Origin of the sequence: Myceligenerans salitolerans, assembly GCF_017349295.1 — a bacterium.
In the GTDB taxonomy this organism is placed as follows: domain Bacteria; phylum Actinomycetota; class Actinomycetes; order Actinomycetales; family Cellulomonadaceae; genus Myceligenerans; species Myceligenerans salitolerans.
The window spans coordinates 16,726-30,770 of the sequence record NZ_JAFMPK010000047.1; the positions used below are offsets into that span (position 1 = coordinate 16,726).

Annotated in this window: 13 protein-coding genes; 6 read left to right on the top strand and 7 right to left on the bottom strand. The window is 71.1% G+C overall.

The annotated features are described in order from the left end of the window. Nucleotides 1-38 precede the first annotated feature (38 nt). The 3 genes from J0911_RS13625 to J0911_RS13635 form a co-directional block, all read right to left on the bottom strand. Complete coding sequence (locus J0911_RS13625; RefSeq protein ID WP_207276015.1) at nt 39-1,136, bottom strand: alkene reductase; 1,098 nt, start codon at nt 1,134-1,136, stop codon at nt 39-41. A gap of 157 nt (nt 1,137-1,293) precedes the next feature. After that, complete coding sequence (locus J0911_RS13630; protein WP_207276016.1) at nt 1,294-2,109, bottom strand: alpha/beta fold hydrolase; 816 nt, start codon at nt 2,107-2,109, stop codon at nt 1,294-1,296. A 34-nt stretch (nt 2,110-2,143) separates the two neighbouring features. Further along, complete coding sequence (locus tag J0911_RS13635) at nt 2,144-2,890, bottom strand: alpha/beta hydrolase (RefSeq protein WP_207276017.1); 747 nt, start codon at nt 2,888-2,890, stop codon at nt 2,144-2,146. 115 nt (nt 2,891-3,005) lie between these two features. Between J0911_RS13635 and J0911_RS13640 the strand changes: the two genes are divergently transcribed. Both J0911_RS13640 and J0911_RS13645 read left to right on the top strand, forming a co-directional pair. Beyond that, nucleotides 3,006-3,653, top strand: a complete 648-nt coding sequence (locus J0911_RS13640) for a GntR family transcriptional regulator (protein WP_207276018.1) — start codon at nt 3,006-3,008, stop codon at nt 3,651-3,653. Nucleotides 3,654-3,762: 109 nt separating this feature from the next. Continuing rightward, nucleotides 3,763-4,782, top strand: a complete 1,020-nt coding sequence (locus tag J0911_RS13645; protein ID WP_207276019.1) for a 1-aminocyclopropane-1-carboxylate deaminase — start codon at nt 3,763-3,765, stop codon at nt 4,780-4,782. Between the two features lie 183 nt (nt 4,783-4,965). Here the strand turns inward: J0911_RS13645 and J0911_RS20860 are convergent, their stop codons facing one another. From J0911_RS20860 to J0911_RS13660, 3 genes are all read right to left on the bottom strand, one after another. After that, nucleotides 4,966-5,982: a glycoside hydrolase family 11 protein gene (locus J0911_RS20860; protein ID WP_278186820.1), complete on the bottom strand. Its 1,017-nt coding sequence runs from the start codon at nt 5,980-5,982 to the stop codon at nt 4,966-4,968. Between the two features lie 42 nt (nt 5,983-6,024). Continuing rightward, nucleotides 6,025-6,777, bottom strand: coding sequence for a lytic polysaccharide monooxygenase (locus J0911_RS13655; RefSeq protein WP_207276020.1), 753 nt, complete (start codon nt 6,775-6,777; stop codon nt 6,025-6,027). A 91-nt stretch (nt 6,778-6,868) separates the two neighbouring features. Continuing rightward, nucleotides 6,869-7,324 carry a MerR family transcriptional regulator gene (locus tag J0911_RS13660; protein ID WP_207276021.1) on the bottom strand — a complete coding sequence of 152 codons (456 nt, stop codon included), beginning with the start codon at nt 7,322-7,324 and terminating at the stop codon, nt 6,869-6,871. A gap of 136 nt (nt 7,325-7,460) precedes the next feature. Here J0911_RS13660 and J0911_RS13665 point away from each other — a divergent pair, with 136 nt between their 5' ends. After that, on the top strand, nt 7,461-8,186 hold the full coding sequence (locus J0911_RS13665) for an SDR family oxidoreductase (protein WP_207276022.1): 726 nt from the start codon (nt 7,461-7,463) through the stop codon (nt 8,184-8,186). Between the two features lie 146 nt (nt 8,187-8,332). On the opposite strand, the gene J0911_RS13670 is transcribed toward J0911_RS13665, so the two are convergent. Continuing rightward, nucleotides 8,333-8,818 (bottom strand): VOC family protein, encoded by a 486-nt coding sequence (locus J0911_RS13670; RefSeq protein WP_207276023.1) that lies wholly within the window; start codon nt 8,816-8,818, stop codon nt 8,333-8,335. A gap of 105 nt (nt 8,819-8,923) precedes the next feature. Between J0911_RS13670 and J0911_RS13675 the strand changes: the two genes are divergently transcribed. The 3 genes from J0911_RS13675 to J0911_RS13685 all read left to right on the top strand — a co-directional run bounded on the left by J0911_RS13675 (nt 8,924) and on the right by J0911_RS13685 (nt 14,016). Beyond that, nucleotides 8,924-9,928 carry a helix-turn-helix transcriptional regulator gene (locus tag J0911_RS13675; RefSeq protein ID WP_307865084.1) on the top strand — a complete coding sequence of 335 codons (1,005 nt, stop codon included), beginning with the start codon at nt 8,924-8,926 and terminating at the stop codon, nt 9,926-9,928. Nucleotides 9,929-10,151: 223 nt separating this feature from the next. Further along, nucleotides 10,152-10,688, top strand: coding sequence for a hypothetical protein (locus J0911_RS13680; protein ID WP_207276025.1), 537 nt, complete (start codon nt 10,152-10,154; stop codon nt 10,686-10,688). Between the two features lie 97 nt (nt 10,689-10,785). Continuing rightward, a complete protein-coding gene (locus tag J0911_RS13685) occupies nt 10,786-14,016 on the top strand; it encodes a S1 family peptidase (protein WP_207276026.1) in 3,231 nt (1,076 codons plus the stop codon). Nucleotides 14,017-14,045: the final 29 nt, after the last annotated feature.

The following is a 14,045-nucleotide window of genomic DNA, read 5'->3' on the forward strand; positions in this document are numbered from 1 at the left end:
GGTGTCCCGTGGGACGATGCCGGCCCAGCGATGCGCGGTCATGCCGTCCGGTAGTCGGTGTACCCGGCAGCGCCCCCGCCGTAGACGAGATCGAAGTCGGTCTCGTTGAGCGTGAGCCCCGCGGTCAGCCTGGTCGGCAGGTCCGGGTTGCTGATGAAGGGGCGGCCGAACGCCGCTGCGTCGACGTACCCCTTCTCGATCAGCGTGCAGGCCTTCTCCGCGTCGTAGTTCCCGGCGCCGATGATCACCCCGGGGAACGCGCCGCGCAGGGCGGCGCGGAAGTCCTCGTCCAGCGCGGGCCCTCCGGCCCAGTCCGGTTCGCACAGGTGCAGGTACCCGAGATCGCGCTCCGCGAGCCGAGCGGCGAGGTACAGGCCCATCTCGAGGCCGTCCGCGTCGTCGAGGCCACCGAACTTGATCATCGGGGAGATGCGGATCCCGACGTGCTGCGCATCCCACTCGGACACGACGGCGTCGACGACCTCGAGGGGGAAGCGGGCGCGGTTCTCCAGGCTCCCGCCGTAGGCGTCGGTCCGGGCGTTGGAGGAGACCGACATGAACTGCTGGAGCAGGTAGCCGTTCGCGCCGTGGATCTCGACCATGTCGAACCCCGCGCGGCGGGCGTTGGCGGTCGCGCGCCGGTAGTCCTCGACGACGCGGGCGATCTCGTCCGTCGTCAGGGCCCGCGGTGTCGGGCTCGGCACCGACTCCACCTGCCCGGCGGCGTTCTTGACGGTGGCCTTGCCGTCGAACGGCAGCGCGCTGGCGGACACACCTGGGCCGCCGCCCTGGTAGGACTCGTGCGTGACTCGTCCGACGTGCCAGAGCTGGAGCGCGATCCGCCCGCCCGCGGCGTGGACGGCGTCCGTGACCCGCTTCCAGCCGGCCACCTGTTCCGCGCTGTAGATTCCGGGGGTGTCGGCGTACCCCTTGCCCTCGGGCGAGATCTGGGAGCCTTCGGTGACGATGAGGCCGGCGCCGGCCCGCTGGCGGTAGTACTCCACCATGAGGTCGGTCGGGACGTCCCCGTCGCCGGCGCGGCTGCGCGTCATGGGTGCCATGAACACGCGGTTGCTGGTCGTCAGTGCCGGCAGGGTCAGTGGCTTGGTCAGGATCGAGGTCGTCTGGGTCGGCATCGTGGGCATGGTGTTCCTCCTGCGGGCATGCCGGAGCGGGCCCGCGTCTTGATGGTGTGTACGGCGTCTCGTGGCGCCTCGGACGGTCGCCGGGCGCTGCCCGGCGACGACGGGAGGTGGGCGGTCCCGGAGCGGCTGGGCCGCTCCGGAACGCGCGTCAGCGGACGGTGGTGCGGGCGGCCCGCTCGATCAGGTCGGAGACCACGTGGGGCCTGGAGACGGCGACCGCGTGCGAAGCCTTGATCTCCGTGGTGTGCGATCCTGCTCGCTCGGACATGAACCGCATGGAGTCGGCGGGAATGGTCAGGTCCTCGGTGGTGATCAAGGCCCAGCTCGGGATCGTCTTCCACGCCGCGCGCGTCGCCGTGTCGTTGAGTGCCGACTCGGCGATGGGCCGCTGGGTCGCAGCCAGCAGCGTGGTGGTCCGGCGGGGAACGTCCGCTGCGAACACCCGCCGGAACTCGTCCTGCTGGACGTAGAGGTCGGTGCCGGTCGTGCCGTCGGCCGCCGGGAACGGCACCGCGTCCAGGGCCGGGCCCAGTTCACCGCCCGGATACTTCGCGGCCAGCTCGGCGGTGCTCTCGCCGGCGTCGAGCTGGAAGCTGGCGATGTACACGAGCGCCTTGACATCCCGGTCACCGGCGGCCGCCTGGGTGATCACCGACCCACCGTAGGAGTGGCCGGCGAGGATGACGGGACCCTCGATGCTGTCCAGCACGCTGCTGAGGTACTCCGCGTCGCCGTGCAGCCCGCGCAGCGGGTTGGCCGGGGCGATCACGGGGTACCCCGCACGCCGGAGGTCGGTGATGACGCCGTTCCAGCTCGAGGAGTCGGCGAAGGCGCCGTGCACCAGCACCACGGTCGGCTTCTCGGGCCCGGTGTGCGGACCCTGGGCGGCGACCGGGGCGCCGGCGGTGGTCACCAGTGCGGTCAGAGCCACGCCGGCCGCCAGGAGTGTGCGCTTGAGGTTCATGACAGAGATTCCGTTCTGTGTGTGATCGGTCGGATCAGCGGGTGGTGGCGCGTGCGGCGGCGTCGATGATGTCGGCGACCGCTGCCGGCCGGGACACGGACACGGCGTGGGACGCGTCGATCTCGGTGGTGTGAGATCCGGCGCGCTCGGCCATGAAGCGCATCGAGTCGGCGGGGATGGCGAGGTCCTGGGTCGTGATGAGAGCCCAGCTCGGGATCGTTCGCCATGCGGCCTTCGTCGCCTTGTCCTCCAGCGCGGCCGCGGCGATCGGCCGCTGCGTGGCGGCCATCAGGTCGGTCACGTCGGGGTCGACGTCGGCCGCGAAGACCCGGCGGAACTCGTCGGGCCGGATGTAGAGGTCGGAGCCGACGCTGCCGTCGTCCGCGGGGAACGGGCGGGGGCCCAGCGCGGGCCCCAGCTCTCCGCCGGGATACTTCGCGGCGAGCTCGCCGGTGCTCTCGCCGGCGTCGAGGTGGAAGCTGGCGACGTAGACCAGGGCCGTCACGTTCGCTGCGCCGTCGGCGGCCTCACCCATCACGGAGCCGCCGTAGGAGTGGCCGGCGACGACCACCGGGCCGTCGATGCTGTCGATCACGCTGCGCAGGTAGGCGGCGTCCTGGGCCAGGCCGCGCAACGGGTTGGCCACGGCGACGGATCGGTATCCGCGCCTGCCGAGGTCCGCGATGACGCCGTTCCAGCTGGCGGACTCGGCGAACGCACCGTGGACGAGGACCACGGTCGGGGTCGTGGGGGAGGAGGTGGTGCGGGGTGTGTTGCTCATGATCGGTCCTGTCGGTGTCGGAGGGCTGCCGTTGTCAGCAGGATGCAATATATTGCACGGAGGCGTCAAGGTGTGGCGGCTTGCGTTTATTCCCGGCGGCGGACCAATATATTGGATGCCCATCCCGCAGAACGCCCCGCTCATCAACCGCCGTCTTCTCCGGGACGACGTCTACCACCGCCTGCGCGACGCCATCGTCGACGGCACCCTCGCTCCTGGTGAGCAGCTGCGGGACGTGGACCTGGCCGCGTGGCTCGGGGTCAGCCGCACTCCCGTCCGGGAGGCGTTGCTGCGCCTGGCGGAGGCTGGGTTGGTCGCTGCGCAGCCGGGGCGCTCCACCAGCGTGACCTCGTTGACCGAACGCGGGGTGCGCGAGGCGCGGGACGTCGTGGCGGCGATGCACCAGCTGGCCGTCCGCGAGGCTGTCGGCAGCCTCACCGAGGCCGACCTGGACACGATGCGCGCGGCCAACGCTCGCTTCCGCGCGGCGATCGCGGACGGTGACATCGAGGCCGCGATCGCCGCCGACGACCAGCTGCACGCCGTCCCGGTGGCCGTCGCCTCCAACAGTGCGCTGAGCACGGTGCTCGACCAGTTCACCCCGGTGCTCCGGCGCGCAGAACGCCTCCGCTTCTCCTCGGTGGACGCCGACGCGTCCGCGAACCGGCACGACGAGCTCATCCAGGCCTGTGCGGACGGCGACACCGAGCGCGCCGAACGGATCGCCGTCGGTACCTGGAGCACCCTTCCGACGGTCGAGTGATCCGCTGACGTGTCGGCGGTCCGCTCCGCGCCGATGGCCGGCGGTCGGGACTCTTGACCGCATGTAATATATTGCGCGCAGCGGTATCGCCCGACGACGAGGAGAGCTCATGGCCCTGTCCGACTTCCCGCGCCACCCCCTCACCTTCGGGCCGAGCCCGGTCCACCCGATGCCCCGGCTCACCGCGCACCTCGGTGGTGCCGAGATCTGGGCCAAGCGCGAGGACTGCAACGCGGGCCTGGCCTACGGCGGCAACAAGACCCGGAAGCTGGAGTACCTGGTGCCCGACGCACTCGCGCAGGGGGCGGACACCCTGGTGTCGATCGGGGGGTACCAGTCCAACCACACGCGTCAGGTCGCGGCCGTGGCTGCGTCCCTGGGACTCCGGGCGGTGCTGGTGCAGGAGAACTGGGTCGACTGGCCCGACTCCGTCGCCGACCGCGTCGGCAACATCATGCTGAGCCGGATCATGGGCGCCGAGGTGCGGCTCGACCCTGCCGGATTCGGCATCGGCTTCAAGGATTCCTGGGCTCGCGCGATCGAGGACGTGCGGGAGAGCGGCGGCACGCCCTACGCGATCCCGGCGGGTGCCTCCGACCACCGGCTGGGCGGCCTCGGGTTCGCGCGCTGGGCCTACGAGGTCCGGGAGCAGGAGCGTGCCCTGGACGTCTTCTTCGACACCATCGTCGTGTGCGCCGTCACCGGGTCCACGCTGGCGGGCATGATCGCCGGGTTCGCGGCACTCGAGGAGGCCGGCGGGCCCTCGCGCCGGGTGATCGGCATCGACGCCAGCGCCAAGCTCGACGAGACGCGTGACCAGGTGGCCCGGATCGCCCGTGCGACGGCCGAGCTCATCGGCGTCGGACGGCCTCTGCGGGACGACGAGATCACCGTGCTGCCGGGGTGGGCCGGGGACGACTACGGCATCCCGGTCGAGTCGACGCTGGAGGCGATCCGGCTGACCGGCCGCCTGGAGGGCGTGATCATCGATCCCGTCTACGAGGGCAAGTCGATGGCCGGCCTGGTCGACCTCGTGGCCGGAGGCGGGATTCCCGCCGACAGCACGGTGCTCTACGCCCACCTGGGCGGTCAGCCGGCCCTGAACGCCTACAGCGGTCTGTTCACGTAGGCCCGGGGCCCGTCCCGGGGCGGCCGGGCGTCGGAAATGGGGCCCCTACCGCACCGGTAGGGGCCCCGTTCCATGGTGACCGGCGTCAGTCCCGGCCAGGACGGCCGCCGCGGTCGCGTCCTGCCCGGTGCCCGCCACCATCGCGAGGGCACCGAGGAGGGACGCGCGCCGCGTCGGCGACGGTCAGGTGCAGGAGACCGTCGCCGACGACGGTGGGCTGCCGTTCGCGACGAAGCCGTAGGTGGTCGACTGGCCGGCGCCGAGACTGCCGTTCCAGCCGACATCGGTCACCGTGTTCCCGCTGGCCGATCCGTTCCAGATCTGTGAGATCGAGATGCTCGACGGCAGTGTCGTGGTCCAGCCGTCGATCCCGCCGGACCCGGCCGTGACGGTGACGTTCGCCTGATAGCCCGAACCCCAGGAGTTGACGATCTCCAGCGCGGCCGTGCAGCCGCCGTCGCCACCCGGGGGAGGAGTGGTCGGCGGAGGCGTCGGATCGCCCCCGGAACCCTCGCTCACGGTGACGTTGGAGGAGCCGGAGGACTGGTAACCCTCGGTGGCGAAGATCTGGTAGTAGTGGTTGCTCCCCAGGTTGAGGCCGTGTTGTGCCCAGGCGTTCACGTGGTTCTGGAAGGTGATCGTGCCGCTCGTGCGCTTGCTCGTGCGGACGCTCCAGAACTGGGAGAACGTCGCGGTCCCGTCGATGGACGGCTTCTCCACCCGCTCGGTGCGGTAGATGTCGTACGTTCCGCCGTCCGACGTGACGGTGCCCAGCGAGTTGGCGCCCGGCGGACGCCAGGAGCCCCACGACTCGACCACGTAGTACTCGATCAGAGGGTTGCGCGTCCAGCCGTACAGAGTGAGGTACGAGTTCCCGTTCGGGTTGTACTGCGCGCTGTAGTCGACCACGCGGCTGGTGGTGCCGGGGTTCCACCCCTTGCCCGCCACGAAGTTGTTCGTGTTGCCCCACTGCGTGGAGTAGCTCCCGCCGGGTAGGAGGTCCATCGAGACGGAACCCTCCGTGTCGGTCCAGAACGAGTAGAAGTACCCGTCATGGGTGCCCTCGTCGTTGGTGTCGACCGCGGCCGCGGGGCCGGCTCCGCTGACGACCAGGGTGAGTGCGGCGCCCGCGCTCATCAGGGCCGTGGCCATCCGGCCGCGGCGCCGTGGGCCGGACCGTCGTTCAGCAAACGATTTCATCGTGACACTCCTTCGTGTGATCCGATGGTGCGGACGCCGGGGTCAGCAGGTGCCCACCTGCTGCCAGACCTCCCACTGGTCCGACCAGTCGGCCGGGCTCTGGTTCTGCGTCCACCACTGGGCCTCGTACACGGCACCCTGGAAGGAGGCCCGGTCGCCGGCGTGGTAGACGGTGTTCATGCTCCATTCCGCTACGGAGCACTCGCCGGGCTCCGGCTCCTCGGGCTCCGGTGCCGGCGTGCCGCCGGGGGTGATGTACGCGTCGATGCAGGCGTAGAACGCGTTGACCGTGTCGGCGATGTTCCACCGGACGAAGATCTTGTGGTTGCCCTCCGGCAGGTTGGAGATGTGGTGCGTGACGGTGTCGGGCGGCAGGGCGCCGCCGTCGTCGATCGTCGCGTGCAGCCGGCCGTCCACGAAGTACTCCCAGGTGGACGTCGAGTGGTTGGCCACGATGTCCCAGGTGAACGTCTGGTTGGTGCTGACCGCCTGGCGCGGCCAGCTGATCGACTCGTTGTCCAGCTCGCTGAAGCGGCCGCCTCCGGAACACTGCATCGAGCCCTTGGGGGCCTCCACGCTCCACGGCTCGTACTGGACGGGGCCGCAGTTCGGGACCGCACCCGTGTAGCACAGGTCCTGACGGCTGGGCGGGTCGACGATCCAGCCGTGCGCCTGCGCCGACGGCACGGGGGCGGTCACGAGGACGGTGAACGTCAGCGCCAGGGTGGCGAGGACGGACAGGAGAAGTCGACCGACGGCCGATCGCGGCATTCTGGGCAGGGCGATGGATCTCATGTTCGGGTCACCTCGATCAGGTATCGAATGGATGCGCGTGCTCGACGACCGTACGGTCGAGGCGGCCGGTACCGGCAGGGGAGAAAACGTTTCAGTTCGACGGCTCGGAGGTGGGCGCGGCAGGTTCGAGCGCCGCCGCGCCGTCGTCGGCGACGTCCGTGTACGGCGCCCACGGCGGTTCGCGGAGCGCAGGGCAGTGCTCAGGGGTCGGATGGTGTGCGATCTCGATCATCCGGTCGAGGGCGTCGCGTGTGGCGGCGAGGTCGGCCATGGTGGCCGTGATCCGGTCACGCTCGGCCGCCAGCAGCTCGAAGGCGTCGGGGGAGCCCTGCCCGGCCTCGATGAAGGGCAGGAGCTTCCGGATGGTGCGGCTCGGCAGGCCGGCCGTGAGGAGCTGCTGAATCAGCCGAACCCGTTCCACGGCCGATCCCGGGTACGTGCGCTGCCCGCTGTGGGTGCGGTCCGGCGCGAGCAGACCCCGTTCCTCGTAGTAGCGCAGAGCCCTCGTGCTGACGCCCGCCTGCCGCGCGATGTCACCTATCCGCATCCGCGTCCTCCTCCGTTCCTCGGTCCCGCGAGCTTCGACTTGCCCTTGACGTCAACGTCAACTTTTACCGTAGCCGACGCGGGGGCCGCCACGGCCCACGCGACCGGAGAAGACCCGTACAAGGAGCAGGCACCACATGAAGATCGCCGACCAGGTCGCCCTCGTCACCGGATCCAACCGCGGTATCGGCCGCCAGTTCGTCCTCGAGCTGCTCGAGCGCGGGGCGAGCAAGGTGTACGCGACCGCCCGACGCCCCGAGAGCATCGACGTCGACGACAGCCGGGTCGTGCCGCTGCGACTCGATCTGCTCGACCACGGGTCCGTCGCCGCGGCCGCGGAACGCGCGCGCGACGTGACGCTTCTCGTGAACAACGCCGGCATCGCAACCGGCGCCCCGCTCGTCACGGGCGACCTCGCCGAGGCGCGCCGCGAGATGGACACGCACCTGTGGGGCACGCTGGACGTGATCCGTGAGTTCAGCCCGGTCCTCGCCGCGAACGGCGGAGGCGCGGTCGTGAACGTGCTGTCGGCGCTGTCGTGGTTCGCCGCGCCGGGCACCGGCTCGTACTCGGCCGCCAAGGCCGCCGAGTGGAACATGACGAACGGCGTGCGTCTCGAGCTCGCTGACCAGGGCACCCTGGTGCAGGGCGTCCTCCTCGGAGCGGCCGACACCGACATCTCGGCAGGCTACGACGGTCCCAAGATCGATCCGCGCGACGTCCCGCGCCGATCGCTCGACGGTGTGGCCACCGGGTCGATCGAGGTGGTCGTGGACGACTGGACCGCCATGGTGAAGGCGTCTCTCGCGACGGACCCCGCTGCGTTCTACGAGCAGATCACGGAACTGCTCGCCGCCGGCTGAGCCTCTCGTGAAGGCCGTCCGGAACCTCATCGGCCGGCCTCGTCGTCGCCCGGACGTGAGCGGCACCGCCGCGAGCGGTCCCGGAACCACGGCGCCCGGGCGGGGACCGAGGTGCCGGGACCGGCGCGGGGTCCGGGAGCCGGGCCTCAGCTCGCCGGGTAGGGGGCGGCGACGTCGAGGATCCAGGTGACGCCGAAGCGGTCGGTCAGCATGCCGAACGCCGGGGCCCACCGCGCCGGCCCGTACTGCTCGACGACCGTCGCGCCGTCGGCCAGCTTCTCCCAGAGCTTTCCGACCTCCTCGACGTCGTCGCCTCGGACGGACACGAAGAACGGGTCGGTGGTGACCGTCATACCGTTCTCCCGGCGGGTCGACGACCCGGCCCCGGACGTCTCGCCGGACGTCGGGCCGTCGCCCGCCGAGCTCGGCACGTCGTAGGCCATCACGCGGAAGCCGTTGCCGGAGACGACCTGGCCCCAGACGACCTTGCCCGCGTCAGGCAGCTGCGCCGGCATGCCGAAGTCGCCGTAGGTGATGATCGTCGCCGTGCCGCCGAACACCTCCCCATAGAACTCCAGGGCCGCGCGGGCCTCGCCGTGGAAGTTGAGGTGGGTCACCGTGTTCACAGCCATGTCGTGCACTCCTTGTCGTGGATCGCCCGGGGAACCCGGACGCATCCGAACGATGGCAGCAGTACAGGACAGAGATCGTCCGCTTCCTGCGGCATGATCGAGATCGTGCCCACCAGTTCCGCATCCACCACCTCGCGCCGCCTCCTGTCGCTCCTGTCGCTCCTGCAAACCCGCCGGGACTGGCCGGGCGGCCTGCTCGCGGAGCGCCTCGAGGTCAGCGAACGAACCGTGCGCCGAGACATCGACCGACTGCGTGGGCTCGGGTACCCGATCCGCGCGGCCAAGGGGCCCGACGGCGGCTACCGGCTGGACGCCGGCAGCAACCTGCCCCCTCTCCTGTTCGACGACGAGCAGGCGGTGGCCCTCGCGGTCGCACTGCGCGTCGCCGTCACCACCGGCGCGGCGATCGACGAGGCGGCCGCCCGGGCGCTGGCCACGGTACGGCAGGTCATGCCGGCCCGCTTGCGCGCTCGCGTCGATGCGCTCGAGGCGACCGCGGCGGTCCCGGCCGCTCGCCCTCAGGTCGACGCCGAGGTGCTGCTCGCGATCGGTGCCGCCATCCGCGCCAACGAGGAACTGCGCTTCGACTACGCCGGTGCCGGCGGGAACGACGGCACGGACCAGGCAGTCGCGCCGCCGCGCCAGGTGCAGCCCCACCACCTGCTCGCGCGCGCAGGCCTCTGGTACCTGGTCGCCTGGAGCCCGCGGCACCAGGACTGGCGTGTCCACCGCGTCGACCGCATGACGCTCCGTGTGCCGAACGGGCCCCGGTTCACGCCTCGTGAGCTTCCCGGAGGCGACGCCGGTGCCTTCCTGTCCGCACGGTTCAAGGGCTCGGACGACGCCGGCACCTGGCCGTGCGCGGGCGAGGTGATCATCGAACTGCCGGCCTCCCGCGTCGCGCCGTTCGCCGGTGACGGCCTCGTGCAGGATCTCGGCCCCACGCGGTGCCGGCTCCGTGCCGGGTCCTGGTCCTGGGCAGGGCTCGCGGCCCACCTCGCGCGCTACGACGCCGACGTCACCGTCGTCGGCCCGCCCCAGCTTCGTGCCGCTTTCGCCGACCTCGCCCGACGCGCCGAGCGCGCGGCCCGTCCGGCGTCCGCGGTGTGACGGCGGCCGGCGTCTCGGATGCGGTGGTGCCGCCGGGGCCGACGCCGGACCCGGGTAGAGGCCGCTCGGGACCGATGTACCCATCGCGGGTGAAAATGGATTTACTCGTAACCAAATTGTGGGACAAGGCTGACTTTTGGTGCCAAGCTGACTGACCGGGCCGCCGTGTCGCCGGTAAGGACGCGGTCGTGCCACGAGCTGCTCGCCAAAGTCAGGAGTGACGATGGGATACCTGTCCAGGGCCGGCATCGCCGCGGGGGTGGCTGTCGCCGCGACCGCCACGTTCCTCGGTGCCCCCACGATGGCGGAAGCGGTACGGGGGGAGGCCGCCGCCGACCTTCCCCCGTTCGCGGTGGAAACGTTCGACTACCCGCGGTCGGACGAGATCCTCGCCGAGCACGGCGTCCTGCTGGAGCGGGGCGACGGCCGCATCGTCGCCGACCTCGAGTGCGCGACGGAGCCGGATGAGGACGGTGTGGGTGCGATGAGGGTGAGGTACACCGTGGAGTCGGGTGGGGCCCGCACGCTCTGTCTGGTGGTGCGCGGTGACTCGGGCCGTATCGACCTGCGTGTGCCGAACGTGTTCTCGATCCGTGGGGACGGGTACGAGACGGGGGTCGGCCACGATTTCACGGCGGTCGTGGACACGCCGTCGGACGACCCCGTCGAGATCACCGGGGACGGCGACTCGTACACGCCCGTGGGCATCGGCGCTGATCCTGACTCCGAGCCGACGGTTCTCCTGCAGATCACGGTCTGAGGCAGCGAAGAGTTCACGGTATGCGCCGTCAGTCCGTGGTGCGCCGAACGATCAGAAATCGACCGTAGGTCCGGTCACTGGATGGATGGAGGCTGGGATGGTGCGACGTCTGTTCGCCGCGCTGGCAGGTGCGGCGACGATCATGGCCGGTGTGGCGGCCCCGGCGACGGCGGTGACCGGTGGGGACCCGGTCACGTCGGGGAGCGCGCCGTACCTGGTGAAGGTCCGCTCCGGTGACGACCGCTCCTGCTCCGGTGCGCTCGTGCGTCCGCAGTGGGTGCTGACGGTGGCCTCCTGTGTCGCCGGTGACGGTGGTTCCCTTGCCACCGGTAGGCCGCCGGTGGCCGCGAAGGTGGTCGTGGGCGGCGCACACGCGGATACCTCGGCGCGCACCCTGGAGGCCGACCGAGTGGTGCCGCACCCTGACCGCGACCTGGCCCTGCTTCGCCTCGTCCTGCCCGCAGAGGGCGTCGGGGCGGCCACCATCCCCTCGACGGCCCCCGTCACCGGCCTCGCGTCCGTCCTGGCCGGATTCGGTCGCACGGCCGACACCTGGGTGCCCGACGCCGCCGAGCGCTCCACGGGCGCCGTCGGCGAGGTGGGCGCGGCGACCTTCACCTGGTCGGACGCGGCCGGAGCGGTGGGCGCCTGTCTCGGCGATGCCGGTGCCCCCGTGACACGCGCTGGTGGGGCGGTGCTGCTGGGGCTCGCGGTCGGTTCCGACCGGGCGCGGTGTCTCGCCGAGGAGTCGGAGCCCGCGGCGGTGACGACCGTGGTGCGCGTGGACGGCCTCGAGGACTGGGTGGACCGAAACGCACCTGCTCTGAGCACGCAGTTCGGCTGGGAGTACCGGAGCACGACGGCGGGCATCGGCGGCTACGACCTCGCGTCGGCGGCCGACGAGGTGATCGCCTTCGACTACGAGAGCAGCGGGCGAGCGGACCATCTCCTGCTGTACCGGCCCGGTGGCAAGGCCCTCCAGGTCGTGCGACGCGACGCGGACGGAACGTACACGAGGGTGTTCCGGAGCGCGACCGGCCTCGGTGACTGGGTGCTGGACAACCCGGTGGACAAGATCATCGCGTTCGACCTCGAGGGCAGCGGCAAGCTCGACGATCTGCTCGTGTACCGGGTGGGTGTGGGCTCGCCGGAGGTGCCGAACTACGCGGTGTTCAGCCGGAACGCCGACGGGGACTTCGTGAGGAAGCGTGAGAACGCCTGGGGCCTGGTGCGGAACCATCCCGACGCGCAGGTGGTCGCGATCGACTACGAGGGCACGGGCAAGCTGGACGACCTCCTGCAGTACGCGCCCTCCTCCGGAGGGACGGCGGCGGTCGTGGACCCGCGGACCTGGGGATACTCGTTGCCGCACGCCACGTCGCTGGGTGGCTGGACGTTCGGCGCCGGTGACCGGGTGGTCCCGTTCGACCGGGAGCACGACGGCATCACCGACGACCTGTTCGTGTACCGGCCCGGAGCGGCGAAGAAGTACGAGGTCCTCAGCCGGAGCGAGAACGGCGGCTATGTCACGGTGGACGCCGCCACGTGGACGCCGCTCGCGAACACGAGCGACCGGGTGGTCGCCATGGACTACGACCACGACGGCCTGGACGACGACCTCGTGGCCTACCGCCCGGTGAACGGCGGTATCGGGATGGTCAGCGTGATCACGTGGGACGCGGCGACCGACACCTACGAGCCGCTCGCCGGCCCGCGCGCCGGCGGGCTCGGCGGGTTCGACCTGACGAGGGCCGCCGATCGGCTGGTTCCGTTCGAAGGGCAGGGCACCGGCTCGCGAACCCTGGTGCTGGGGTACCGGCCCGGGGCGAGGAGCGCCTGGGCGATCAAGCGGCTCGACCACGCCGAAAGTCAGTACGAGAACGCGCACACCAGCTATGCGGGCATCGCAGGGTTCGACCTGTCGGACACCCGCGACAGGGCGATCGCGTACGACTTCGACCACGGCGGCCGGGCGGACCACGTCCTCCTGTACCGGCCCGGCGGCCGGCTCGTGGTGATCGCCGAGCGCCACGCGGACGGTACGTACACGGAGGTGTTCCGTGGCTCGGGCATCGGCGACTGGCCGCTCGCCGACGCGGCCGACAGGATCGTCGCGTTCGACTTCGAAGGCGACGGCAAGCTGGACGACCTTCTCGTGTACCGGCCGGGCGTGGGATCTGCCACCGTACGCAACGTCGCGGTGTACGGCAGGGACGCGTCGGGCCAGTTCGTCAAGAAGTACCAGAACGCCTGGGGCCTCGTACGTGGCGGCGACGATCCGCAGCTCGTCCCGGTGGACTTCGACGGTGACGGCAAGCTCGACGAGGTCATGCAGTACGACCCGAGCGCGGGCGGCACGGCGGCCGTGGTGTCGGCCCCGGAATTCGGGTACGTGATGCGGCACACCACGTCGCTGGGCGGCTGGACGTTCGCCGCCGGCGACCGCGTGACGCCGTTCGACGGCGACCACGACGGGAAGCCGAACGACCTGCTCGTCTACCGGCCCGGCACGGCCAGGAAATACGCGGTCGTCAGTCGCGACAGCTCCTCGGCCTACGCCAAGCAGACCGAGGGTACCTGGTCCGCCCTGGGCAGCACGACCAGCCGGGTGATCGCGACCGCCTACGACGACGGGAAGCTCGACGACCTGCTCGCCTACGCGCCGGGCGCGACCACGACGGCGATCCGGACGGCCACCGCGAGCGGGTTCACCACGGTCCGCCCCGACCGGTCCGGCGGTCTCGGCGGTTTCACCATCGCCTCCACGCGGGACCGGCTGGTCAGCGTGGAGGCAGCCGACGGCGGCAGGGCCCACGTGTTCGGATACCGCCCGAGCCAGAAGGTCGCCGTGGTCCTGGACCGCACCCGAACGCCGGACGCGACGGTCACGGTCTCACGGCCGGCGGGGGACACGTCGCTGGTCGAGAGGTTCGCCTACCCGGACGCGGAGCGGATCGGGGCGCAGCTCGGCATCGAGCTCGTCTCGGGCGACGGGAACATCGTGGTCGACGTCGAGTGTGCGACGCAGCCCGACGCGGACGGCGTGGGCGCGATGAGGGTCAGATACACCGTCGAGTCCGGCGGGGCGCGCACGCTCTGTCTGGTGGTCCACGGTGAGTCGGGGCGTATCGACCTGCGCGTGCCGAACGTGTACTCGATCCGCGGCGACGGCTACGAGACCGGGACGGGCCACGACTTCACCGCGGTGGTCGACACGCCGTCGGGCGAGCCGGTGGAGATCACCGGGGACGCCGATTCGTACACGCCCGTGGGGATCGGTGCCGATCCGGGTTCCGAACCAACGGTTCTGCTGCAGATCACGGTCTGAGGCGACGAAGTCAGATGGACGAGGAGGGT

Coding starts and splice junctions, on each gene's coding strand:
- J0911_RS13625 (WP_207276015.1), bottom strand. CDS start 1,136: ATGCCGACCCAGACGACCTCGATCCTGACCAAGCCACTGACCCTGCCG.
- J0911_RS13630 (WP_207276016.1), bottom strand. CDS start 2,109: ATGAACCTCAAGCGCACACTCCTGGCGGCCGGCGTGGCTCTGACCGCA.
- J0911_RS13635 (WP_207276017.1), bottom strand. CDS start 2,890: ATGAGCAACACACCCCGCACCACCTCCTCCCCCACGACCCCGACCGTG.
- J0911_RS13640 (WP_207276018.1), top strand. CDS start 3,006: ATGCCCATCCCGCAGAACGCCCCGCTCATCAACCGCCGTCTTCTCCGG.
- J0911_RS13645 (WP_207276019.1), top strand. CDS start 3,763: ATGGCCCTGTCCGACTTCCCGCGCCACCCCCTCACCTTCGGGCCGAGC.
- J0911_RS20860 (WP_278186820.1), bottom strand. CDS start 5,982: ATGAAATCGTTTGCTGAACGACGGTCCGGCCCACGGCGCCGCGGCCGG.
- J0911_RS13655 (WP_207276020.1), bottom strand. CDS start 6,777: ATGAGATCCATCGCCCTGCCCAGAATGCCGCGATCGGCCGTCGGTCGA.
- J0911_RS13660 (WP_207276021.1), bottom strand. CDS start 7,324: ATGCGGATAGGTGACATCGCGCGGCAGGCGGGCGTCAGCACGAGGGCT.
- J0911_RS13665 (WP_207276022.1), top strand. CDS start 7,461: ATGAAGATCGCCGACCAGGTCGCCCTCGTCACCGGATCCAACCGCGGT.
- J0911_RS13670 (WP_207276023.1), bottom strand. CDS start 8,818: ATGGCTGTGAACACGGTGACCCACCTCAACTTCCACGGCGAGGCCCGC.
- J0911_RS13680 (WP_207276025.1), top strand. CDS start 10,152: ATGGGATACCTGTCCAGGGCCGGCATCGCCGCGGGGGTGGCTGTCGCC.
- J0911_RS13685 (WP_207276026.1), top strand. CDS start 10,786: ATGGTGCGACGTCTGTTCGCCGCGCTGGCAGGTGCGGCGACGATCATG.